This is a genomic window from Gilliamella sp. ESL0250 (genome assembly GCF_013345045.1).
GTDB classification, from domain to species: domain Bacteria; phylum Pseudomonadota; class Gammaproteobacteria; order Enterobacterales; family Orbaceae; genus Gilliamella; species Gilliamella apicola_H.
This window is the reverse complement of sequence record NZ_JAAEDV010000003.1, coordinates 127,505-151,505: the sequence shown is the minus strand read 5'-3', so window position 1 is coordinate 151,505 and position 24,001 is coordinate 127,505. Positions and strand designations below refer to the sequence as shown.

The following is a 24,001-nucleotide window of genomic DNA, read 5'->3' as shown; positions in this document are numbered from 1 at the left end:
TTATTTACTCCTTACCGCTGGCACCAAATACACCACCACGAATTAATACCGCAATTACATAATGTTGCTGATCAAGCGATGGTTTTTCACCTTTTAAAACCCAATTATCAAATAAGGTATAAAAATCTAATTTTTGTTTTGGTTGGCGGAAAGCATGCCCCATTGAAGTAACCGAGCCATACGGTTCTATCGCTATTGGAAATTGTGCATTATCTTCATACCAAGTATCGATGGTTCGGATAGCATTACTGACTTTTTGTGAATGCATGGCGGCTTGTTTGTTCTTCTCATACAATACTTTACTTTTTGTTTTGCCGGTATCTAGGATTAATTCTTGTGACGGATAGACTTCTTGACCTAAGCCCATTTTCAGTTTGGCTTCAACGTTAAAAATCACAAACTCTTTACCGGATAATCCTGCTTCAATCAGTTTAGCAAGATCATTTACCGATTTATCATCATAATCAAATGCATTAAGCTGATATTGTTTAACATCACTGACTTCAATGAATGGTTTTTTATCATTTTTTCGAGTAACTGAAAGGCTAATGTGCTCCGCGGTCATACGATTACGCCATAACCAACGGCCATTTAAGATATTTATGGCATAACGCTTAGCTAGAGCTATCATTCCTTGCGTTTGAATATAATCCTGCGTTGTTTTTTCTAGTTCTTTTTGATATTCGATATCATTACACACGGAAGGTTTACCTAAAAATGGCAACACTTTACAGCTCCATGTTACGACCAATGTATCTTTATCGGCATCTAACGCAGCAACATCAACTGTTTGTAAATTTGGCTTTTGTATTTCAGCATCTAATTTGGTTGGATCGTTTGCAACTGCATTTTTAAGACGATTAGAAATAGTGCCTCGGACTGATTTTTCAGTGACTACTACAGGAGATAATTTAGTGGCATCTGCATTATCTTGCTGTGCAAAAATCGCATCAGAAATATCAAAACTACGTTCAAAAGCAAGTACGCTGGCGGTGGTGATTTTATCTTTACTCATAATGTATTCCTTATTCTATAATTTTCTAAATTTACTTAATTGGTTTCTTGATTAATAACATAAATTTCTGCATCATTAGATTGCAACTCACTGCATTTATAACGCCAAAAAGCCTGTGATAAATTCTCTTTCAAGCTTAAAGGAAAGACCCATTTACCAAGCCCATAAATACACTCCACAAATTGCGTGGCATGCTCATTACTGCGCGCATGTTCAACCTTACCTGCTGAAAATAGTGGCGAAATAGCTTGATAGCCTAAATGTAAAGGCACAAGCCAACCGCGCCCTTGTTTAACCGATGTGGTTTGCCAGTGATCTTTTTCTTGAGGATGATGATGTAACATTGCGGTTTCAATCAAGGCATCAAGCGCTGTAGCATTAGGATCTTGTTGCTGTAATTTCGCAGTGATATCTTGTAAATCTTGTGGTGCTTCAACTAAAACAAATGCGGGTAATAGTGCATTGATTAAGTGTTTATTTGATTCTGATGCAGAATATAGCGCGACTGATTCAATATCAACAACCTGCCCACCAGCAACACGTTGCTGGTAAAGTTTTTGTTTCATCTGTTGGATAAATGCTTGCTGTTCATCTGCATCATCTAATGTTTCACGATCTTCAATTTTTACCTCGACAAGCAAGGAAACATCTAGATGAACTCGCCCTTCTTCAATAATTGAACGAGTACTACCATTTTTAGCTAGTGGATTGCGTGTTAATCGAAAAGTATAATCCGCATAGTTATTAGGTCGATAAACTTGTACATTACATTCATGACATGCAATTAACACACCATCTAAGTAAATAGGATTTTTTGATTCAATTTTACGACTTAAAGCATGAATAGCGCCTAAAAACCCCGAAATAGCAGGGAATCCATACGTTAATGGGCTAGAAATTGCATTAGCATTATGAATTTTGACATGATCAAATAATAAATAATAACGTAATGATGCCATTAAAAGATTCCCTCCCGTTTACGTTGACTTGCTTTCACCGCAGCACTAAATTCGCGGCGCCATTCGCTAAATTCAGGATCCGCAAATTGCTGTTTAATATTTTTAAATTTTTCTTTTAAAGCATTTTGAACCCACTTGGCAAAACTCTTTTCTAAACTTTGTTGCCAATCGCCTTGTTCATACTGCTTTTTAAAAGCATCTTCATTCTCTAATTGGGCTCGCTGTGGATCAAGCCAAAGTTTTTCATGAAAATCGAGAGAATAATCACGGCTCCAACCGGCTGGTTGAGTAGTTTGAATATGGCGAGCAAACTTAAGTAGTAATGATAAAATCACCGCAAACGCATCTTTACGATCATCTCTTTCTTCTACAATATTTTTTGGTGCTTCAACCATATCAAACAATAACCTAAAACCAAATCGGCAGAAAAATTGCAATGTATGATTGAAAATAGTTTCTTGTTGTTTGCCTACCATTGGAAATGGCGAGTTTTTGAATTTAGGAGGTATGGAAGGCAATAAAAAATTACGCCCCATTTGACTACCAATAAGTTGGCTTGCATTTTGAGCATTACTGCCACCGAGCCTAACAACAGCCAGCTCGTGAAAAGAAAAATAAGGTTGATGCTCAACATCCTTTTTTCGGCGCAGTTCTCGTGCATTTTTATTTTCTTCCGAAAATCGTGTTTGTACCTTTTTATAAACTAAATGACACAAAGCACTAGGATGTAATGGAATCAATAAACGGTAATTATGTTCTTGCTGTGATAAATAAGTTTCTTCACTATTAGGCCAGAAAAATTGCTTATTAAGTTCCGAAGCCTGCGCATCACTCCAATTATCTCTAAGTAACTGCTGAAAATTTTCCAAATAAAGAGCAGATTTATTTTTATCATCAGATAAAGCTTCTTGAACAGCAGGGTGATTATTAATAATAAGCTGTAAAATTGTTATATCATTTTTAACAGTTTGATTTAGTAATCCAAATATATCTAAGGATGCAGCGCTACCTGTTGCATCAAAAGGCAGGACATTTACTGTAGAAGATGATACAAAATTACCTAAAGTATTAGGTTTTACCTGAGTATTATAATTAGCATTACAAGCCTTAGAGCTAGGGTGAATTCCCTTGGAGAGATGCGTTGCGATAAGAAGCCATGAAATACGACGAATAGCTGCATCTTCCATCCACGCTTCAAATTCAAATCGCTTGGCTAATTCATCTAATTTTTGCTGAGCTTCATTAACTGCAACTAAATCACCCACTTCTTTTGCTTTTTCTAGCTTAGCGGTTTCACTTTTATAATTACTATTATTGGCAAGTCGCTGTTGCAGAAAATCTAAAATTACTTTTCTTATATCTTGCCAAGATATGTTATCCATTGGCCCTCCTTATATTTATCTTAAATTTTAATAAAATTAGAATAAAATAAATCAGGCTAAATATCAAACAAAAAATGATCAAAAAAATAAACATAAAAAGAAATAAAAATAGAAAAGATAAAACTTAAAAGGATAGATATTAATTAATATTAACCCAAAAAATTAACTAATTTAGAGAGTGGGACTTAATTTTTTTATAAACCGCTTATTCAGCGGTAAAATACTCTTTGAAGAAAAGAAAATACTTAAAATTTCTCAGCAACCTATACGGCTGTCCATTCAGAGTATAAAAGAATTACCTCACTTTTACTAGCAACCATTATTCACCTGACGATATTTTGTCAAAAAATTTCAGGTAACTATGTGTCTCAGTATAAAAACAAGATTCTTTTATCCTTGCTTTTTATAAAATCCAAAGTAAGGATGAAAATACCAACTGTAATTACGATATAAGTTTACGCTACAAAATTCATTCGCTAATCGATATGGCGTTTTATTTGGGAAATATTCGGCTATTTTTGCTATGGCTTGCTCGACACTATTAATTAGCCAAGGTTGGATGCTAGGATTAGCAAGTGACCAGTTTTTATATTCAATTATACTATTTTGGGTATCTTTACAGCTGTCATCTGGCGTTTGCCATGCAATATCTGCATAGCTAAATTGGTAATTTCCATCATCGTCAAGTTGGCAAATATATTCATCTTGTGTCTCATCATTCCCTCTAAATGGTGAAATCGCCTGTAAATGCACACAATGGTGATGAGCTAAACCTTGTTGCCAATAGCTGGTCACATAATTACTTTTACGGGCATTAATCGCAAACAGATCTGCCATGACCTTATGTTCTAATTCAGCTAGCGTTAGTCCATCTTCAGGGCAAGACTTAATACGTGGAACCGCATCAATATTTACTAACTGATGCCCAGGAATTAGTTCATTTGTTTTATGGGTTTTCAGCAAGAATAATGGCTCTTCTTCAAATCCTGGTTTAGAAAAACAGGCTTGATCCGTACGATATTTAGATTCAATTGCTTTTAAATTCGATCCTAATATGGCCACATTGGCCTTTTGTGCAATTTTTTGTGGTCGGTGACGCCATACCCGTCCAACTAACTGAATAATAGATCGCATGGATGAGGGTTCTACAATTGCCCAATCATAATCGTGATCGCGCCCGACTTCGGTGACTGGTGTGCCTATCACAATAAAAATATGGTTTTCTTTATTGCTACTTTTTATCGCTTGGAGAATTTCGGGTTGGCTAAATAGTGCTTGTTCATCACTGCGATTTAAAATTCTATCGAGTTTTTCTTCTAATTGGCTACGCAATAACAGCAGTTGCCGAGCATGATAGACCACGATATGAAAAGCGGTATCATTAGGTAACTTCTTTTGTGCATAAATTTGTTCTGTGAGTAAAATAACATCTTCTGTATGGGCAAAACGCATTAAACCGATACTTACCTTTTTTTGTGATTTTTTATCAATTTGATGATGATCTTGGTGAAATTGATAAGCTTGATCTAATAATTGTTTAGCTAGCACACCATAATTGAATTTTTGATTCTCTGTTTTATTTTCTTGGTAATTTAGTAGATCCAAAATATGCCCTTTACGGCGGATTGCACTTTGTGCTAATTGATGAATGCGCATTGCTACAAATTGTTGATGGTGATCGCTAAACGTTTTAGTATCAGCAATTTGTGATATCGACTGTTCATATTCATCAAACCAACCACATATAATGGTATTATCGACATATTGGTTATTTTGATTCCAAATTTTTCGTCCTGCTTGGTAAGCATCAAATAATCCGGCAATTAAATCTGGCGTTAAGGTCGCCGATGACAGTAGTACTTTGCTCCCAAACAATCCAGCTAAATGGACTAAACGCGCTAGTGCTGGCAAGTCGTGTTGATCAAAATCATCAGGTTCATCTAAAATCAAATCTGAGGTTAATAATCTTAACGTTGGTGCAATATATTTACCGCCTCGGCTACATTCGCTAGCTTGAATAATATGGTCAATTGTACATGTCACAATAGGCGCATAAAGTAATTGCCGTGCTTTACTGTCTTCGATAATAGTACCTAATTCACAATCAGCAATACCACTTTCTGCTACATCAATATATTCATCAAGTAACGATTCGATAGATTCACTACCTTGGTTTTCTGATTTTTTTTGAGAATCGTTTTGTTCAATGTCTTCACTACTCAGTTCAAACAAGGTTTTTGTGGCTCGCCCACCAACTAAAATCGCCAGATGTTCATCACTTAAGTGTAATCTTTCTCTTAATGCTTTACCTGTTTGCAACGTTAAAACACGTAATCCCAATGCAATGGTAAAACGTACGCCCCGTTTTGGATTTGAAAGCGCATACATAATCCGCCCATTGGCTAAGGTTTTACCACAGCCAGTCGATGCCATGTTAACACCAAAAAAGCCACATTCATCAGATAGTTGTTGATAACTTTTTGCTAAATCAAAAGCATGATTTTGCCATTGAAATCGTTTTACACTTGTCCGTTTGGTAAAGGGTTTATGCTGATTAATTGCTGGTAATTCAGTGATTATTTTAGGTAATAAACGAGCAAAGCGGGCTGAAAAATTAGCAACACCGATTAAATGATCATCTAAACGTTGCTTCGCTTTTTTCAGGTAATTGGTATTGGCAATTAAGATTGCTTTATTTTTTTCGGCTTCTTCATTTGCTAAAGATAAACTTGAGTAGTTATGATCAGCCACCATTAAGCTTAAACGCGAAATATGTAATAAAAACTCGTCAATATTAGACAATTGCATTAAGGTAACATGATTTAGAGCTTTGGCTGCATAACGGCTTAGTTTTTTCAGCCAAGGCTGACTTAAGGTAATATCGCTTTTAAGCTGCCAAAAATCGTTGGGTGAAGTGTGTTGACTATGACTATTTTTAACCCATTTATCAATTGCCTTAAATGTTTTATAAAAACTTCGGATAGTTAAACCAGATATATCAAAATCTATTTTCTGTAAATTTTTAATATCCCCCGTTAATGAATCCGGTAAAAACGGCATTCTATGATGCGACACAATGAGCCACGCAATCCATTGTGCCAATAATGGTAACTGCGTAAGATCATTTTTTTCAACTTTGGTAAGCTGCTTGTACCAATTAGGATACTGTTGTTGATATTCAGTAAAATGCGCTAATCGATTAAATAAGGCTTCGTTGGTGGTGCAGTCTTGAATCATTAATAAAAATAATTGTAACGAAATCCATTCATGTCGGTAAGGATCAGCCGCCACAACCGTTTCTGCTCGTAATTTAGATTGAAAACCAATCGTTGCTTTACCTAAATCATGAAGTAGATCGGCTATGGTTGTAATTAATTGAATGGTGGTTGCATATTGCCAACAATTTTCGCTGTCACTGCGTAAAATATTACGTTTAGTACGATTAGTTGGGACTCGTCCCTCTTGATTAAACTGACTGCGATCGCCCACAATCCACAAAAGATCAGTTAAATTTTTACCATGTGTCCAATAACATGCAACAGCAGTATTTTTTCGTGCAGTTTTGCGTAATAATTTATAAAGCGTTTGTAGCCCTGCTTCGGTCATTGGGCTTTGCCATGTTCGTTCACCACAACGCTCAGCGAACTGATCAATAATGCGACGCGTTTCGGTTAATGCATTCTTTTTGCATTGGCTGACAAGTAAAATATTCATATTTGATCTGCTATCTGTTTTAAAGTATCAATAATCCTATCAAGTGCACCTAATTGAGCAAATTGCGCAATACATGCCATACGAAATTCTTTTTCACTATCGCCTTGTTTGGCTGATAAAAAGGCCTGAGGTAATACAATGCCATCTTTAATAATATCTGCCGCATCAAAAACCAATCCACCCCGGCGAGTTTTTCCGTGTAAAATAGCCAGCCCATGAGGAAGACCTAACACCCAACAAGCCGTTGCGCCAAGTCCATAGGCTAAATAGTTACCATGATCTAAAAATTGGTTAGCGGGATCATAACTCTTACCTCGTGTGCCTTGTTCTCGTTTAAATTTGTCATCTTGTAAGGTTAATTGATTTGCCATACTATAAAGACGTTTGCTAATTCGCCCTTCTGCGGCTAAAAGTGCTTGGCTATTATCAACATCGGTAAATTGTTGTGTTGCATCATTAAGAATATGCGCTAACTGCGTTGTATCAACATCCCAATCAAATTGCGGCCAACACTCACTAATAATATTAAGCCGTGTTTGTTGTAATAATTTAGCCGCTTGTAATCGACGTTTGTCATCAAACCAAAATTGACACCAGCTTTGTAGGTATGCTGTCGGACGATATTCACTTTGTGGCGAGAAAAACTGGCAGGCAAATTCAGATTCGGTTGATGAAAAAAGGGGCGTTCCGCCTCCGCCACAAAAGCCAATCATAACACCTGCTCGTGAAAGCTCTCGCACTGCCGCTTGAGTCAATGATGTACCCGTACCTAATAAAATACAGGTGGTATTTGCTATTGGGATATTCCAATATAACGACTGTTGACCTTGCTCAGTCACATACTCAACTCGTCCACCATTAACCAAAACACGACAATGCTCTAAATAATAAATATTGGCTCGCTTGGAATGCATGATCGTTTTTAGATCAGAAGAATGAATCATATCCATGATGATAACTGATTAAATTAATTGAAATATAGCAAATAAATTAACATTATTTTATATTAAAAACGAGCATTTTATTATCTATTACGAGCAATTGAGTGATTACAAAGTAATTATATTATGGCAGGGGTTTTTAAAGACGAGCATTGCTCGTCTTGGTCTTTTTGTTTATCAATAAAGTTGCTGTAATGGCGTTACAGTTTGTGCCGGATCGTAATTAAGTGCCGCAGTTGTGGCATAGGCAGCATTCATCGTGGTATCGTAATGTACCTTATATTGAATGGCACTTCGACGTAATACTTTTGAGGCTTCAATAGCTGCTCGTCCAGAGGTGGTATTAAGAATATAGCTATATTCGCCATTTTTTATATGGTCATGAATATTTGGTCGCCCTTCTTTTTCTTTTTTTACAATTTGGCATGGTATATCTGCTTGTTGTAACACTTTTGCCGTACCAATAGTTGCGTCAATACTAAATCCATGCGCAATTAATCGTTTAGCAACTTCTAACAGCCTTTTTTTATCTTGATCACGAACCGATAATAATGCTTTTCCTGATTTTTTCATATTCGATAGGCTACCAAGTTGCGCTTTAGCAAAGGCTTCAGCAAAGGTTTTACCGATTCCCATCACTTCCCCCGTTGAGCGCATTTCTGGACCTAAGATTGGATCAACACCACTGAATTTATTAAATGGCAATACCACTTCTTTTACCGAATAATAAGCTGGAATCACCTCTTTAGTCATATTTTGCTTAGCAAGCGATTGCCCTATCATCACGCGAGCGGCAATTTTAGCCAGTGGTAAACCTGTTGCTTTTGAGACAAACGGTACGGTACGTGCTGCACGAGGATTAATTTCAATCAGATAAATTTGGTTATCTTTGATGGCAAATTGTCCATTCATTAAGCCTTTTACATTAAGTTGAAGTGCCAATTGTTTGGCCTGCTGTCGTAGTTTGTCTAAAATCTCTGCACTTAAGGTGTGAGTTGGCAGTGAGCAAGCGGAATCACCAGAGTGAATGCCTGCTTGTTCAATATGTTCCATAATGCCACCAATCACAATTTGTTCGCCATCAGCAATCACATCAATATCAACTTCAATGGCATCATCTAAAAAGTGATCGAGTAAAACAGGCGCATTATTCGATTCGCTTACGGCTGTTTTAAAATAACGGCGTAAATCTTGCTCATTATAAACAATTTCCATTGCGCGACCACCTAATACATAAGAAGGTCTAACCACTAATGGATAACCTATTTTTTCTGCTTTGATGACTGCCTCATTAATATCAGTCACTGTTGCGTTGACAGGTTGTTTTAATTTCAGTTTATCGACGACTTCTTGAAAGCGTTTGCGATCTTCGGCTTTATCGATAGCGTCAGGTGAGGTACCAATAATTGGTAGCCCAGCTGCTTCAAGCGCACGGGCGAGTTTTAGCGGTGTTTGTCCACCATATTGCACAATAACACCATTTGGCTTTTCAACATGCGCAATCTCAAGCACATCTTCAAGCGTGACTGGCTCAAAATAGAGGCGATCAGAAGTATCATAATCGGTTGACACAGTTTCTGGGTTACAGTTAACCATAATGGTTTCATAACCATCCTCACGCAGAGCTAATGCCGCATGCACACAGCAATAATCAAACTCGATACCTTGACCAATTCGATTAGGACCACCACCTAGGATCATAATTTTTTTACGGTTAAATTGAGGATTGGCTTCACACTCTTGCTCATAGGTTGAATAAAGGTAAGCAGTATCCGTTGCAAATTCGGCCGCACAGGTATCTACCCGTTTATAAACGGGATGAATATGATATTGATAACGTAAATCGCGAACCGATTGCTCGGTGGTATTAAGTAGTTTGGCAATGCGTAAATCTGAAAAACCTTTACGTTTTAATTGCCATAATGTTTCTGGATCGAGTTGTGCAAGTGACTGCTCTTTTAGCTTGTTTTCAAAATTAACCAGCTCTTCAATTTGCACTAAAAACCAACGATCTATATTGGTTAATGTAAAGATCTCATCTAAACTCAATCCAGCCCTAAAGGCATCAGCAATATACCAAATACGATCGGAACCTGCTTCTTGGAGTTCATAACGAATTTTGGTGATATTTTTTTCATCGGTATAATCATCAATTTTAGCATCAAATCCTGAAGCGCCAACCTCAAGCCCTCGCAATGCTTTTTGTAATGATTCTTGAAAGGTACGTCCAATAGCCATGACTTCACCAACCGATTTCATTTGCGTGGTTAAACGATCGTTACAACCGGCAAACTTTTCAAAATTAAAGCGTGGAATTTTAGTGACCACATAATCAATTGACGGTTCAAATGAGGCAGGTGTTTTACCGCCTGTAATATCATTCGATAATTCATCAAGAGTATAGCCAACTGCCAACTTAGCAGCGATTTTAGCAATTGGAAAGCCAGTAGCTTTAGAAGCTAACGCTGATGAACGTGATACTCGCGGATTCATTTCAATAACAATTAATCGCCCTGTTTTAGGATCGACCGAGAATTGTACATTGGAGCCACCGGTTTCAACGCCAATTTCACGCAGTACGGCAATTGATGCATTACGCATGATTTGATACTCTTTATCCGTCAAGGTTTGTGCTGGCGCAACGGTAATTGAATCACCGGTGTGAATGCCCATTGGATCGAAGTTTTCAATTGAGCAAACAATAATACAGTTATCATTTTTGTCTCGCACCACTTCCATTTCGTACTCTTTCCAACCTATTAATGACTCATCAATGAGCAGTTCATTAGTCGGTGAAAGATCGAGCCCACGGGTACAGATTTCTTCAAATTCTTCTGTATTATACGCAATTCCCCCCCCTGTTCCCCCCATGGTAAAAGACGGGCGAATAATGCAAGGAAAACCAACCTGCTCAAGAACGGCATAAGCTTCTTTAAGTGAATGCGCAATACCCGATCGTGCGGTATCAAGGCCAATTTTTTTCATGGCCTCATCAAACCGTTTGCGATCTTCGGCTTTATCTATAGCATCGGCTGTTGCGCCAATCATTTCGACATTAAACTCTTTTAATACGCCTTGCTTTTCGAGCTCTAATGCACAATTTAGCGCTGTTTGCCCGCCCATAGTCGGTAAAATAGCATCGGGTCTTTCTTGTTCAATAATCTTGCGAACACATGTCCAATGAATTGGCTCGATATAAGTGGCATCAGCCATTTCAGGATCCGTCATGATAGTGGCAGGATTGGAGTTAACTAAAATAACGCGATAGCCTTCTTCACGTAGCGCCTTACAGGCCTGTGCACCCGAATAATCAAATTCACATGCTTGACCAATAACAATTGGGCCTGCGCCAATAATTAATATACTGTTGATATCTGTTCGCTTAGCCATAATTATTGCTCCTGCTTATAAATTTTAATTAACTCAATAAAGTGATCAAAAAGAGGTGCGGCATCATGTGGCCCTGGACTGGCTTCTGGGTGACCTTGGAAACTAAAAGCTGGTTTGTAATTGTGATGAATACCTTGCAGTGAACCATCAAATAGTGATTTATGAGTGGCTCTTAGATGAGCAGGTAAACTTGTTTCATCTACCGCAAAACCATGATTTTGGGCGGTGATCATCACCCGATTATTTTCAAGATCTTTAACGGGGTGATTTCCGCCATGGTGACCAAACTTCATTTTAATCGTTTTTGCCCCACATGCCAGCGCTAAAAGTTGATGACCTAAGCAGATGCCAAAGATAGGAATGTCAGTATTTAAAAACTGCTTAATAGCCTCAATTGCATAACGGCAAGGGGCTGGATCACCTGGGCCATTAGATAAAAATATGCCATCTGGCTTTAATGCAAGGACTTCTTCTGCTGTCGTTTTGGCTGGTACGACAGTTAATTTACAACCACGCTCAACTAACATGCGCAGGATATTGCGTTTTACGCCAAAATCATAAGCAACAACATGATATGGTAATTGGTTTTCTGGTATTGGATTGGGCTGTTGTTGCCTTGTCCATATGCCTTGAGTCCAAATATAACTTGTTGAACAGGTCACTTCTTTAGCTAAATCAAGCCCACTTAATCCTTTAAAATTTATTGCCTGTTGTTTGGCTATTTCGGCTTTTTCAAGTAAGGTCTTTTTATCCGTTGATGTTATGATAACACCATGCTGTGCTCCTTTTTCACGCAAAATACGCGTTAAGCGCCGCGTATCAATATCGGCAATGGCAATAACATTATGCTTTTTTAAATAGCTGGAAAGATCGAGTTCGCTTCGGTAATTGCTGTCTAATAATGGCAAATCACGAATAATCAATCCTTTTGCATAAACTTGGCTGGATTCGGCATCATCATCATTTGTTCCGACATTACCAATATGAGGATAGGTCAGTGTAACCAATTGTTCACAGTAAGAGGGATCGGTAAGGATTTCTTGATAGCCGGTCATTGAGGTGTTAAATACTACTTCACCAACAGTGTGCCCCTCAGCACCAACTGACTTTCCGATAAATTGTGAACCATCTTGTAACATAAGGAGGGCATAAGTTTGCATGATAAAAAAGACCTTTTGAATAAATTATCGATATTTTTGAATATAAATTCAAATTTACTTATCTATAAAGATACAATAATTGGTCATTTTATTACACTTTTTTGTACAAAAAAAGCAATATTATAAAAATCACTTTAATAGTCATGTCTAATTTTTGAGACATTCTCAACGTAAAAACAAAAAATTGGGATGATTATTATGTTTAACTTGAATTTGCATAATTATTCAAATAGAATCTTTTGAATAATTACGGTTATTAGGAGCAATATCATGCACGGTTTTTATCAGCGTCATTTTTTACGATTACTCGACTTCACCTCTACCGAAATCAATCAATTAATTAATCTTGCCATTGAATTAAAACAAGCCAAACAACAAGGGCAAGAACAACAACATTTAATTGGTAAAAATATCGCGTTAATTTTTGAGAAAGACTCCACCCGTACTCGTTGTGCTTTTGAGGTTGGTGCATTTGATCAAGGTGCGAATGTCACTTATTTAGGACCTAGTGGTAGCCAAATTGGGCATAAAGAGTCAATTGCAGATACCGCGCGCGTGCTAGGTCGAATGTATGATGGAATTGAATATCGTGGTTATGGTCAAGAAATTGTTGAAACGTTAGCAAAATATGCAGGTGTGCCAGTCTGGAATGGCTTAACGACCGAAGCACATCCAACCCAAATATTAGCCGATTTTATGACAATGAAAGAGCATATAGGAGATCGCCCATTAAGCAGTATTAAATTTGCCTATTTAGGCGATGCTCGGAATAATATGGGAAATTCATTAATGGAAGGTGCAGCGTTAGTGGGGATGGAAATTCGATTAGTTGCACCAAAAGCTTGTCAGCCGGAAGCCGAACTTGTGCAAAAGTGCCAAGATATTGCCAAAATGACAGGTGCAAAAATTATTTTAACTGAAGATGTGACTTTGGGCGTTAAAGACGTCGACTTTTTATATACTGATGTATGGGTATCAATGGGTGAGCCTAAGGAAGTTTGGGATGAACGAGTTAAATTATTAACGCCTTATCAAGTGAATGACAATGTAATCAAACTTACCAATAATCCCAATGTCAAATTTATGCACTGTTTACCAGCTTTTCATGATATGAATACGACAGTGGGTAAACAAATGGCAGCACAATATGGCTTAACCAATGGGCTTGAGGTAACAGATAGTGTATTTGAGTCTGAGCATAGTATTGTATTTGACGAAGCCGAAAACAGGCTACATACCATTAAAGCGGTAATGGTTGCAACATTAACCAAAGACGAATAATATTGTCACAATCAATACAAAGGTGTTTTGCTAAAATAAGCACCTTTCTTTTTGCCGACGTAATGTCGGCATAATTTTATCTAAAAGAATATTGAATCATGACTAAACAAGAGCGAAATAAAGATTTTAAAAAATACCTAAAACTGACTAATCCGATTCATTTCTTAGCAGTAGGATTGGGTAGCGGCATGTCACCGATTATGCCGGGAACTATGGGTTCATTAATGGCTATCCCGTTATGGCTTTTGTTTTATGGTTTACAGCCAGCTTTATACTGGATATTTATTTTAGTGACTTTTATTTTTGGTTGTTTTATTTGTCAAAAAACCTCGGATGATACACATACTCACGATTCAGGGCATATCGTTTGGGATGAATTTGTCGGCATGTGGATAACCCTATTTTTTATTCCGCAACTTTCAGTTATGTGGGTTGCCATAGCTTTTGTGGCATTTAGAGTGTTTGACATGGCAAAACCTTGGCCAATTCGCTGGTTTGATAAACGTGTACCCGGTGGATTTGGCATTATGGTAGATGATGTGATTGCAGCTATCTTTTCATCATTCACCGTTTATGCCATAACATTGATTATTTAAAATGAAATTTTATACTAAAACGCATACTTTCCTGAAAGTTTTTGACAAAAAAAGATTAAAACATCTTTTGTGACCAACCTAATTTGGTTGAAAGATTATTAAAGTAATCATAATCTTTGGTATGAATCAAATTAAATTCATACGAAGATCGGCGAATAATCACATCTTGTGTTGGTTTGACCGGTAAAATAATTTGGCTATCACAAGCGATATTTAAATCAAGTGCTGTCGTTGGAAATTTAAGATGAATAGGCACATCGCCCTTGATGACCAATGGTCTGACAGCTAATGAATGCGGAAACATTGGTGTAATAATTAATGCGTCTAAATGAGGTGCTAAAATTGGCCCACCCGCCGATAGTGAATAAGCGGTAGAGCCTGTCGGTGTTGCAATAATCAGCCCATCAGCTCGCTGTGAAAACGCATTGCGTTCATTAATGTACACATCATAGTCAATCATGTGGGCAACCGTATTGGGGGTCACAACAATTTCGTTCACGGCAAAACTTGAATTAATTAAATTGCCGTTATCATAAATAGAAACTTCGAGTAAAAAACGAGGGTCATCGTCATATTTGCCGGCAATCACCGGGCTTAATTGCTCAATCACTTGTTCGTGTGATATGTCGGTTAAAAAACCTAAATTACCACGATTAACACCGATCACTTTGATTTTATATGGTGATAAATAACGCGCGGAACGTAACATATTGCCATCCCCCCCTACAACAATGGCTAGGTCAGCTTGCTGGCCAATTGTTTCTAACGAGGCGTAATGGCTAACGGGGAATTGGATGTGCTCCGCCAAGCGATCTTCCACTAACACACGAATACCAAGTTTAACAAGCCAATCATAAAGCACTTGATGGGTTTCAATTGCTTCTAACTTACGCGGAAGTCCAATTAGACCAATGCATTTAAATGGTGTTTGCATAAAATATCCTTGTAATTTGTTACATAAACACTATGTATTTTTTCGTGATAGGTCAAAAAATTACATATCAATGTACTGATAAGCTTGTAATCATAAAAATTGTCCCCATAATAACCGTTATTCACTAAGTTTTCGACTACATTATTTGGAGTACCTTATGACAGAACAAGATAAAAATACGTCAGAAAATGAAACTAGCATTGACACACCAGCAGAAGATACCATCGAACAAGAAATAGCGTCACAGCCAAATCTTGAAGAACAATTAAGCGCAAAAGATGCACGCATTGCAGAGCTTGAGCAAGCCTTACAATTGGCGAAAAAAAATGAAAGCGAAGCTATGATTCGTGCACGGGCTGAAATTGATAATGTTCGTAAACGTGTTGAGCAAGATGTTGATAAAGCACGAAAATTTGCACTAGAAAAATTCTCTAATGAATTATTACCGGTTATTGATAATCTAGAACGCGCTTTAGAATCGACAGACAAAGCTAATCCTGAACATAAAGCTACTGTTGAAGGGTTAGAATTGACATTAAAATCATTCTTAGATACGGTCAAAAAATTTGGTATTGAAGTGATTAATACCGAAGATTCACAATTAAATCCTGATGTACACCAAGCGATAAGCATGGTTGAATCACCAGAACATCAATCAGGTCAAATCGTTAATACCATTCAAAAAGGTTATACCTTAAATGGTCGTTTAATTCGTCCTGCGATGGTCATTGTTGCTAAATAATTTAGTTTAAATCAGTTAACCGCCAACCACTTTGGCGGTTAAGTTTATTTATTCCGTTGCTCTTCGCGGGTAAGCTTTTTCATTTTTTGCTCGATTCGTTGACGTTTTAATGGTGAAAGATAATCAACAAAGAGTTTACCTTTTAAGTGATCCATTTCGTGCTGAATACAGATAGCTAATAGCTCGTCGGCGTCAATTTCATAAGGATTACCATGACGATCAAGCGCTTTGATTTTGATTTTTTCAGCCCTTGGTACAAAACCTCGACAATCAGGCACTGATAGGCAGCCTTCTTCTATACCGGTCTCACCTTCTTGACTGATGACTTCAGGATTGATGATCACATAAACTTGGCTTTTATCTTCTGATACATCAATAACAATAATTTGTTCATGTACATCAACTTGGGTTGCAGCAAGCCCAATACCGTTTTCGTCGTACATGGTTTCAATCATATTATCAATGATCGTTTGTAACTCTGGTGTGAACTGGGTAACAGGTTTAGCAACTTTGCGAAGCCGCTCATCAGGAAAACGTAATACCGGTAAAATAGCCATAAATTATTCGATCTACTCCTCAAATTTCGGTTTTATTCAATCAATTGCTCATTGTAAACATTTATCATACTGATGAATAGTCCTTGTTGGCTATTGCTAGTATTTATCTTATCAATTCAAGATAGTTAAATTATTTAAAATGAGTGCAAAAAGTTATGATGAGTAAATATGAGTTCTTATTGCGAATTTCAATGCTTGGACATGGCAAACAAGCTATTTTTAAAAAAATTGGACAACTTTTTGCAAATGATTTACCTGATAAAATACAAAATGTGACTTTTTTGTTAGATAAGCTGGGCTTATTAGATGTTCAATTAGCGCGTTTTTATGAAACTTCATATCTTCATTTTGAGCCAATACTTGAATGGTTAGATTCTCCCAGCTCACAAAAACATCTTATTGCCTATTGTGATAGTGATTATCCGTTGTTGCTCAAACAAATCTGCTCTCCGCCTTTGTTACTGTTTGTTTTAGGTAATCGACAGTTATTACATTCTCCTCAACTGGCTATGGTTGGAAGCCGTGAATTTAGTGAATATGGAGCTCAATGGGGGCGATATTTTGCAAGCGAATTAGCAATTAATGGTTTAACCATAACTAGTGGTTTGGCACTGGGATTAGATGCAATTTGTCATCGTGGTGCACTTGAGGCATCGGGTCGTACAATTGCAGTGTTAGGTAGTGGTTTAGCAAAGATTGCACCAAGATCAAATTTAAACTTAGCAAATGATATTTTGGCAAAAAATGGTGCAATTGTGTCCGAATTTTTGCCATTTGAAAAAGCTAGATCGGCTTACTTTCCTCGTCGAAACCGAATTATTAGCGGGTTAAGTTTGGGCACCTTTGTGGTTGAAGCATCAGAAAAAAGTGGCTCTTTAATTACAGCCCGCTATGCTCTTGAACAAAATCGCGATGTATTTGCTTTGCCAGGTGATATTAATAATGAAAACTGTAGCGGAACGCATTATTTAATTAGACAAGGGGCTTACTTAGTTTCTAAACCAGCCGATATTTTAGAGCATTATTGTAATTATTTATCAGTGATAAATAGCTCGCATAATCAGCAGAAAGAAAAACAAAGTCATTCTATTTTATACCCTGATATTTTTGCTGTGATTCATCACCAACCTATTCCAATTGATATTATTGCTCAGCAAGTGAATATGTCAATTTCGGAAGTGACAAGCAAATTATTAGATATGGAGCTAGAGGGATTAATTAAAACGGTAACCGGTGGTTATATTCGTCATCGAGTGGTTTAAAAACAGAGTGTTTTTTTGTCAAATAGTTTCAGGAAAGTAGACATTTAAGTATAAAATCCGCCGATACTCGCCGGCGGTATAGACCTTTGTTTATTTATCTTCAATTTCGAGGGCAATTTCAGATAAGATAATACCGGTATTGTCAGCATAGACAAAATCACCTGAAAAGAATGTCACGCCACCAAAATTAACACGAATATCAACTTCACCAACGCCCTGATCATCCGCGCCAACCGGAATAGCGGCTAATGCTTGAATACCAATGTCGGCCTCGGCCAGATAATCAACTTGGCGAACGGCGCCATAGACAATAATCCCTTCCCATTGATTTTGAACGGCAATATCTATCAGCTCTGCGTCAATTAATGCTCGACGCACAGAACCACCACCATCAATGACAAGAATTTTACCTGAGCCTTCCGATTGTAAAATTTCGTATAGTAACCCGTTATCTTCAAAACATTTAACTGTTACAGCTTGACCTGAAAATGATGTCACGCCACCAAAATTACTAAATATCGGTTCAACTACGTTAACATCTTCTGGGTAATAATCGCAAAGAATTGAAGTATCAAACTCCATCATCAAGTCTCCTTTTGCTGTGAGGTGTGTAAGTTTGTTTAGTATAACGCTAATACTAAGTAAAATGATATTAAAATTAAATAAACGTGAACTAGCTCAAAATAATCCCCAAACAATAAAGTAAATTAGTCAATAAAGCAAGTTTGACTATCTGTAATAATAAAGGCATCCGGTCTTTGTATTTATTAAATTGTAAAACCGCATCAATATGTTTAATAAATAGCAGTAACATTAGTATAAATCGGTCACGTTCCAAATATAGCCATACGGTTTATTGGCAAAATTAAGTATTTACATATAAAGCATTATATTATCTTTGCATTTTATGTTTTACTTATTATGTTACTTTTCTGGTTTTACGCTCGATACCTTTTTAAGAATCGTCTTACTCGACCGTCCCGTAATGCTGCAATAAAAAAGCCAAGTGAACCATATATGATCCCCAGTAATAAAATCATAAAAACATTAAATAAATTATCTAGTAAGCCTAATCCCATTTGGTTTACACCAGCAATCATATTAGTTGCCCAAGTTGATGGCAACATTTTGGAAACAATTTGTACCCCAAATGGCATGGCATCAAGTGGCCAAATGGTGCCTGATAGATAAAACACTGGTGTTGTCAAAAATGCAAGTGTAAGATAAATCATTTCAGTTTTACGTAAACACTCTGTCAGTAATTTACTTAAGCCTAACACACCAAGTAACAATGGAAATGTCATAATTAGAATTTCAGGTATATTTGCAAGCTGTCGATAACCAAGAACCCAAGGCCATAAACCAAATAGTACAATGGATAAAAATAACCAGATCGGTATAAGACCACACAAGCTACCCAATATGACAATTTTAGGTGGTTTACCTTGCGGTAACGAGTTTAATGTAATATTAGTGCGTGTTGAAGCAATTAAAAAAGAGTGTTGCAATAACATTACTAATAAACCCGGAAAGGTAATAGCGGCAAAACTGACGCCAGGATTATAAAGTGGTTCAGTTTGACCATTTATTGGCGATAAAATAATATTGATCTGTTTATCTGAAAACCCACTATTCCGCATTATCCGAGTATTATATTGAGTTAATATTTGTTGATAGATCCCTTTTATATCGACTTGTATTAAACCATTGGCTAAACGACTTGAAGCATCGCCATATGCAGGTATGGTCACTTCTTCACCATTTAATAACCGCTTTTCAAAGTCTCTTGGAATCGTAAATACCGCAAAAAGTCGATGATTATTAATATCATCATAAGCTTGCAGAGAGCTCTCATATATAATGGTCTCTATTTTTGAACTGGTATTTAAAGAACGAATTAAACTTCGGCTAGTTGGCGTATGATCTTGATCGATTATCGCAACCGGCAAACTGGTAATAGTGCCATTACTGTAAACTAAACTCATCAATGAGACAGACAATAGTAGCAACAACCACATTGGTCTAACTAATAAAAGTAAAAATATTTTTATAAATGAAGACCAAAATATTTTAAGCATCTTGGTTTTTTCCTCTTACTGTGAATGTAGTCGTCTTACTAGACGTTTTCTCACTAACACGGTAATAATTATTGGGTAGACCATTAAAATAACACAGGTTTTTAATACTGAAAGATAACTAGAGTGACGTAAAAACAGATCGAACAGCTTATTAAGAGCATAAGTTAATGGTTCTAATGATGAAATAAACCTTGCAATCCAAGGCATAGATAGTTCAGGCACAACAACACCAGAATAAGTTAACGCAAGTCCAACTAAAATACCGATATAAGTATAAGCATCAATAGGGGTTTTAGTAAAAGTATATAGCAAAATACCAATACTTTGTGCAGCAATCACATAGAAAAATACCACCGTCACCATGGCAAAAGGCGAACCTGATACACGAGCATGAGAAAACAGAACAAGCATCGCAATTTCGAAAATAAGCAGCATGGTAAACCAAATGGTATAAGGTGCTAATTTCCCTAAAACAAAAGGATAATTAGGGCGAGTTCGCTTTGGTAATTGTGCTAATAGATGAATCGTTGTTGTGACAACAAACAGTTGTAGTAAATGCACCACAGCCGAAAATTGCTGAAAGTACATTGAGTTACCACTGGCATTAAACAATCCATCATAATTGAAGTTTACTTTTGCAAGCTTAGGTACCGGTATCCCAATACTAGTTGCCATTGTGCTACGGTATTGGGTATTTAATGCCGCAATTAGGCCTGAATAATCCATAATAGAATATAATCCAGCACTATAATATAACGCATTATAATAAAGCATTGGTGTTGGCTGCCGACCAGCTAATACATCTGCTTCAAAATTCGGTGGAATATAAAAAATGGCATAAATTTTTGCTTTTTGCAAATCACGTTCAGCCTCAGCAAGCTGGCTATCATAATTGACCAGATTGGCATGTGCTCCAGCATTAAGATCACGCACGATTTCACGCGATAAAACACTTTTATCATTATCAATATAGCCTACCGGTAGATCAAAAAGCACACCACGATAAAAAATACTGCTAATTAATATAAAAATAATTAGCGGTAAAATCCACATTAACCAATGGAAAGTAAACCGCTTAAATATCACAGGTATTTCAGCATTAAACGCTTCTTTGAAGCGGTACCAAAAATCCCAAATTAGTTGTCTAATTTCCATAGTGTGCTCATACCTGCACGTAAACCTGCAATAGGCGTTGTTGGATAAAGTCTAACTTCAAAGGTTTTTAAATCAAAATCACCGGTAGCTCGTGTTGCACGTTTTGTTGCATAATCACCCATGGGTGCGATATAACGAACTTCAGCCTCAACTTCTTTATTACCAAGAGCAGGCACTTCAAGCTTAACATGATCGCCTTTATGAATATTGGGCATAATGTTTTCACGAAGATTAAATATAAAGTACGCTTTTGGTAGCTGAATTACGGTCAATAATGGACTATTAGCATTAAATAACTCGCCAACTTCGGCTGGTATTGAACCAACCTCACCTTCAACAGGGGCTTTTACTTGTAAATCATCGTATTGAATTTGTAATTGTTTAAGCTGCTCTTCTGCTTCTTTTAATTTAGCATCATAAATTTCACGTTGTTCAATACGATCACCATTTTTGGCTTGATCTAAATTAGCTTGTGCTGACTGAACTTGTTGAAAGGCTGCATCACGCGTTTTTAATGCATTATCTAAGATTGATTGAGAAACATAACCTTTGGCCGAAATCGCTTTATTACGATCATATTCTTTGGATGCATTATCATAAGCAACTTTAGCTTGTTGTAGTAACGCTTCATAGTAGCGAATACTTTCTTCACGGGTTCCATGTTCAGAAAGCGCAACTTGAGCTCGTGCTTGATCGCAAGCCGCTTGTGCCGCTTTGACTTGTGCTAATAATTCTGGACTATCAAGCGTTATTAATATATCGCTTGGTTTTACATCATCACCGCGATTGACGTGTATCGCCTGCACGCGCCCTTTCGCTTTTGACGAAATACTAACATTAGGTGCATCAACCTCGCCTTGTAATATAAGCTGGCTATTATGTGATCGAATTAGAATTGTCATTGAAATTAAAATAACAATTAACACAATAATAATAAAAATTTTTTTATTCATAAATTTTATATAGCGTGAAATGATTAGATAAGGTCTAAATAGTATAGGATGATGATATGCATTATAGATCTCTCAAACATAAATTGTAACGATTACTGCATTATAAATTATACGAAAAGTGCTTTATTTTAATGAATAAAGAGAAATTTTTAGTTTAAAAAAAAGAATATATCAACACGATCAATAACAAATACGACTATACTCCATTTGAGTTTTAAATAAATTTTAATAATTGTAAAACATCACTTTAATAGGTTTTATTTATAAATAATATTCGTTAAAAGAAATAGATAAAAACCTACTTATTTAGTATGATATTTACAATTAATTACGATAAGGTTTGAAATTTATGAAAAAAATAATAATTATTGGTGGTGGAGCCGGCGGTTTGGAACTAGCTACAGACCTTGGCGATAAACTAGGAAAAGACAACCAAGCTGACATTACACTGATTGATAAAAATAGTTATCACCTATGGAAACCTTTATTACATGAAGTTGCTACTGGTGTTTTAAATGAGCAAGCTGATAGAATTGACTATGCTTTGCAAGGGCAACAACACAACTTCCAATTTACTCAAGGTACGTTCACTAATCTTAACCGTGAAGAAAAACAAGTTATTGTTGAGAATTTAAATAATGAATCTATTTCTATTCCATATGATATTTTAGTTGTAGCAATAGGTAGTACTTCAAATGATTTTGGTACGCCAGGTGTTAAAGAACATTGTATCTTTTTAGATGACCAAAACGCTGCAATTCGTTTACGTGAAACACTTATTGCAAAATTTGCTAGTTTTTGTTCAATTATTGATAAACATGAAGCAACAACTGAAGATAAAATTCGTATCGCTATTGTTGGTGGTGGTGCAACTGGTGTTGAATTAGCTTCCGAATTACCTCATATGGTTGAAACATTTGGTGCTTGTGGCCAAAATAAAATGTGTTCAGATTTGCTGGATGTATCGGTTATTGAAGCAACTGATCGTATTTTACCTGCGTTACCTGAAAAAACAGCATTAGGTATTACCGAAACATTACAAAAACGTGGCATTCATGTGTTAACCAAGACCATGATAACTAAAGCGGAAAGTGATGGCTTTTATCCTAAAGATGGAGACACCATTAACGCTGATATTATGATCTGGACTGCGGGTGTAAAAGCGCCTGACTATCTAAAAGATATTGCTGGTTTAGAATCAAGCCGTTCTAATCAACTTGTGGTTAAACCAACATTACAAACAACACGCGATGATAATATTTTTGTTATTGGTGATTGTGCTTACGCAATGCAAGACAGCGGAAGAGCTGCTCCCGCTACAGCACAAGCCGCACATCAGATGGCAAAAATCTGTTATGAAAATATTGTTAACATGTTAAATAATAAATCAATGAAAACGTTTAATTATACCGATAATGGAACGATTATTTCTCTGCATGATACCGCACAAGGTGTGGTTAAAATTGCTGGCAAACGAGAAATGAATGTTAAAGGATTTTTTGCTTTAACTATTCATCGCCTGCTCTATCGTATGCATCAAGCAAGCTTGTTGGGTATTTTCAAAACAATTCGATTTGTTAAAGCTAGTAAAGAGATGTATAAAAATAAATTTACGTCTATCTTTACTCATCAAGACTAGTTTCCCATTTGGATAACCACTTATAAAACGCTATTTTATAAGTGGTTATTTTATAATTTATAGCATTATTTATAGTTAAATGGAAATTTAATGCGTTTTATTATATTGTTAATGCTGTCTTTAGTTAGCTTTATTAGTATTGCTAGTTATAAACTATCAAGATGGTGATATTGTTTTTCAATCCTAACAATCAAGACAAAGTCTAGCTATTGAATAAGCAACAAACTCGCCATACAGCCATAT

18 protein-coding genes are annotated in these 24,001 nt (G+C 36.5%); 5 read left to right on the top strand and 13 right to left on the bottom strand.

Features of this window, described 5'->3' with window-relative positions:
* Nucleotides 1-4: 4 nt before the first annotated feature.
* From csy3 to carA, 7 genes are all read right to left on the bottom strand, one after another.
* Complete coding sequence (csy3, locus tag GYY69_RS03830) at nt 5-1,015, bottom strand: type I-F CRISPR-associated protein Csy3 (protein WP_174796499.1); 1,011 nt, start codon at nt 1,013-1,015, stop codon at nt 5-7.
* Nucleotides 1,016-1,050: 35 nt separating this feature from the next.
* Nucleotides 1,051-1,974 (bottom strand): type I-F CRISPR-associated protein Csy2, encoded by a 924-nt coding sequence (csy2, locus tag GYY69_RS03825; protein ID WP_174796498.1) that lies wholly within the window; start codon nt 1,972-1,974, stop codon nt 1,051-1,053.
* Nucleotides 1,974-3,356, bottom strand: coding sequence for a type I-F CRISPR-associated protein Csy1 (gene csy1 / locus GYY69_RS03820; protein ID WP_174796497.1), 1,383 nt, complete (start codon nt 3,354-3,356; stop codon nt 1,974-1,976). Before csy1 ends, csy2 begins: the two co-directional genes overlap by 1 nt.
* 390 nt (nt 3,357-3,746) lie before the next feature.
* On the bottom strand, nt 3,747-7,070 hold the full coding sequence (gene cas3f, locus GYY69_RS03815) for a type I-F CRISPR-associated helicase Cas3f (protein ID WP_174796496.1): 3,324 nt from the start codon (nt 7,068-7,070) through the stop codon (nt 3,747-3,749).
* Complete coding sequence (gene cas1f, locus GYY69_RS03810) at nt 7,067-8,020, bottom strand: type I-F CRISPR-associated endonuclease Cas1f (protein ID WP_174796495.1); 954 nt, start codon at nt 8,018-8,020, stop codon at nt 7,067-7,069. The genes cas3f and cas1f overlap by 4 nt, the downstream gene beginning before the upstream one ends.
* 168 nt (nt 8,021-8,188) lie before the next feature.
* Entirely contained in the window at nt 8,189-11,401 is a 3,213-nt protein-coding gene (gene carB, locus GYY69_RS03805; protein WP_174796494.1) for a carbamoyl-phosphate synthase large subunit, read from the bottom strand.
* Nucleotides 11,402-11,403: 2 nt separating this feature from the next.
* Complete coding sequence (gene carA, locus GYY69_RS03800) at nt 11,404-12,561, bottom strand: glutamine-hydrolyzing carbamoyl-phosphate synthase small subunit (protein WP_174796493.1); 1,158 nt, start codon at nt 12,559-12,561, stop codon at nt 11,404-11,406.
* A gap of 270 nt (nt 12,562-12,831) precedes the next feature.
* On the opposite strand from carA, the gene argF reads away from it, so the two are divergent.
* Both argF and GYY69_RS03790 read left to right on the top strand, forming a co-directional pair.
* A complete protein-coding gene (gene argF, locus GYY69_RS03795; protein ID WP_174796492.1) occupies nt 12,832-13,842 on the top strand; it encodes an ornithine carbamoyltransferase in 1,011 nt (336 codons plus the stop codon).
* A gap of 98 nt (nt 13,843-13,940) precedes the next feature.
* Nucleotides 13,941-14,438, top strand: a complete 498-nt coding sequence (locus GYY69_RS03790; RefSeq protein WP_174796491.1) for a phosphatidylglycerophosphatase A family protein — start codon at nt 13,941-13,943, stop codon at nt 14,436-14,438.
* A gap of 55 nt (nt 14,439-14,493) precedes the next feature.
* Here the strand turns inward: GYY69_RS03790 and nadK are convergent, their stop codons facing one another.
* Nucleotides 14,494-15,372, bottom strand: a complete 879-nt coding sequence (gene nadK, locus GYY69_RS03785) for an NAD(+) kinase (RefSeq protein WP_174796490.1) — start codon at nt 15,370-15,372, stop codon at nt 14,494-14,496.
* Between the two features lie 157 nt (nt 15,373-15,529).
* Between nadK and grpE the strand changes: the two genes are divergently transcribed.
* Nucleotides 15,530-16,114, top strand: a complete 585-nt coding sequence (gene grpE / locus GYY69_RS03780) for a nucleotide exchange factor GrpE (RefSeq protein WP_174796489.1) — start codon at nt 15,530-15,532, stop codon at nt 16,112-16,114.
* A 44-nt stretch (nt 16,115-16,158) separates the two neighbouring features.
* Here the strand turns inward: grpE and def are convergent, their stop codons facing one another.
* A complete protein-coding gene (gene def / locus GYY69_RS03775; RefSeq protein ID WP_174796488.1) occupies nt 16,159-16,671 on the bottom strand; it encodes a peptide deformylase in 513 nt (170 codons plus the stop codon).
* Between the two features lie 155 nt (nt 16,672-16,826).
* On the opposite strand from def, the gene dprA reads away from it, so the two are divergent.
* The gene (gene dprA, locus GYY69_RS03770; RefSeq protein WP_174796487.1) at nt 16,827-17,933 is read left to right on the top strand and encodes a DNA-processing protein DprA; all 1,107 of its coding nucleotides are present in this window, start codon (nt 16,827-16,829) and stop codon (nt 17,931-17,933) included.
* A gap of 90 nt (nt 17,934-18,023) precedes the next feature.
* Here the strand turns inward: dprA and rraA are convergent, their stop codons facing one another.
* The 4 genes from rraA to GYY69_RS03750 all read right to left on the bottom strand — a co-directional run bounded on the left by rraA (nt 18,024) and on the right by GYY69_RS03750 (nt 22,119).
* The gene (gene rraA / locus GYY69_RS03765) at nt 18,024-18,515 is read right to left on the bottom strand and encodes a ribonuclease E activity regulator RraA (protein WP_174796591.1); all 492 of its coding nucleotides are present in this window, start codon (nt 18,513-18,515) and stop codon (nt 18,024-18,026) included.
* Nucleotides 18,516-18,871: 356 nt separating this feature from the next.
* Nucleotides 18,872-20,011: an ABC transporter permease gene (locus GYY69_RS03760; RefSeq protein ID WP_174796486.1), complete on the bottom strand. Its 1,140-nt coding sequence runs from the start codon at nt 20,009-20,011 to the stop codon at nt 18,872-18,874.
* A gap of 15 nt (nt 20,012-20,026) precedes the next feature.
* On the bottom strand, nt 20,027-21,166 hold the full coding sequence (locus tag GYY69_RS03755; RefSeq protein WP_174796485.1) for an ABC transporter permease: 1,140 nt from the start codon (nt 21,164-21,166) through the stop codon (nt 20,027-20,029).
* On the bottom strand, nt 21,148-22,119 hold the full coding sequence (locus GYY69_RS03750; RefSeq protein WP_174796484.1) for an HlyD family secretion protein: 972 nt from the start codon (nt 22,117-22,119) through the stop codon (nt 21,148-21,150). Before GYY69_RS03750 ends, GYY69_RS03755 begins: the two co-directional genes overlap by 19 nt.
* 349 nt (nt 22,120-22,468) lie before the next feature.
* Between GYY69_RS03750 and GYY69_RS03745 the strand changes: the two genes are divergently transcribed.
* Nucleotides 22,469-23,758, top strand: a complete 1,290-nt coding sequence (locus tag GYY69_RS03745; RefSeq protein WP_174796483.1) for an NAD(P)/FAD-dependent oxidoreductase — start codon at nt 22,469-22,471, stop codon at nt 23,756-23,758.
* Nucleotides 23,759-24,001 lie beyond the last annotated feature (243 nt).

What these genes read in the sequence shown, in the direction of transcription:
- csy3 (WP_174796499.1), bottom strand. Translation starts at nt 1,015, where the DNA reads ATGAGTAAAGATAAAATCACCACCGCCAGCGTACTTGCTTTTGAACGT.
- csy2 (WP_174796498.1), bottom strand. Translation starts at nt 1,974, where the DNA reads ATGGCATCATTACGTTATTATTTATTATTTGATCATGTCAAAATTCAT.
- csy1 (WP_174796497.1), bottom strand. Translation starts at nt 3,356, where the DNA reads ATGGATAACATATCTTGGCAAGATATAAGAAAAGTAATTTTAGATTTT.
- cas3f (WP_174796496.1), bottom strand. Translation starts at nt 7,070, where the DNA reads ATGAATATTTTACTTGTCAGCCAATGCAAAAAGAATGCATTAACCGAA.
- cas1f (WP_174796495.1), bottom strand. Translation starts at nt 8,020, where the DNA reads ATGGATATGATTCATTCTTCTGATCTAAAAACGATCATGCATTCCAAG.
- carB (WP_174796494.1), bottom strand. Translation starts at nt 11,401, where the DNA reads ATGGCTAAGCGAACAGATATCAACAGTATATTAATTATTGGCGCAGGC.
- carA (WP_174796493.1), bottom strand. Translation starts at nt 12,561, where the DNA reads ATGCAAACTTATGCCCTCCTTATGTTACAAGATGGTTCACAATTTATC.
- argF (WP_174796492.1), top strand. Translation starts at nt 12,832, where the DNA reads ATGCACGGTTTTTATCAGCGTCATTTTTTACGATTACTCGACTTCACC.
- GYY69_RS03790 (WP_174796491.1), top strand. Translation starts at nt 13,941, where the DNA reads ATGACTAAACAAGAGCGAAATAAAGATTTTAAAAAATACCTAAAACTG.
- nadK (WP_174796490.1), bottom strand. Translation starts at nt 15,372, where the DNA reads ATGCAAACACCATTTAAATGCATTGGTCTAATTGGACTTCCGCGTAAG.
- grpE (WP_174796489.1), top strand. Translation starts at nt 15,530, where the DNA reads ATGACAGAACAAGATAAAAATACGTCAGAAAATGAAACTAGCATTGAC.
- def (WP_174796488.1), bottom strand. Translation starts at nt 16,671, where the DNA reads ATGGCTATTTTACCGGTATTACGTTTTCCTGATGAGCGGCTTCGCAAA.
- dprA (WP_174796487.1), top strand. Translation starts at nt 16,827, where the DNA reads ATGATGAGTAAATATGAGTTCTTATTGCGAATTTCAATGCTTGGACAT.
- rraA (WP_174796591.1), bottom strand. Translation starts at nt 18,515, where the DNA reads ATGGAGTTTGATACTTCAATTCTTTGCGATTATTACCCAGAAGATGTT.
- GYY69_RS03760 (WP_174796486.1), bottom strand. Translation starts at nt 20,011, where the DNA reads ATGCTTAAAATATTTTGGTCTTCATTTATAAAAATATTTTTACTTTTA.
- GYY69_RS03755 (WP_174796485.1), bottom strand. Translation starts at nt 21,166, where the DNA reads ATGGAAATTAGACAACTAATTTGGGATTTTTGGTACCGCTTCAAAGAA.
- GYY69_RS03750 (WP_174796484.1), bottom strand. Translation starts at nt 22,119, where the DNA reads ATGAATAAAAAAATTTTTATTATTATTGTGTTAATTGTTATTTTAATT.
- GYY69_RS03745 (WP_174796483.1), top strand. Translation starts at nt 22,469, where the DNA reads ATGAAAAAAATAATAATTATTGGTGGTGGAGCCGGCGGTTTGGAACTA.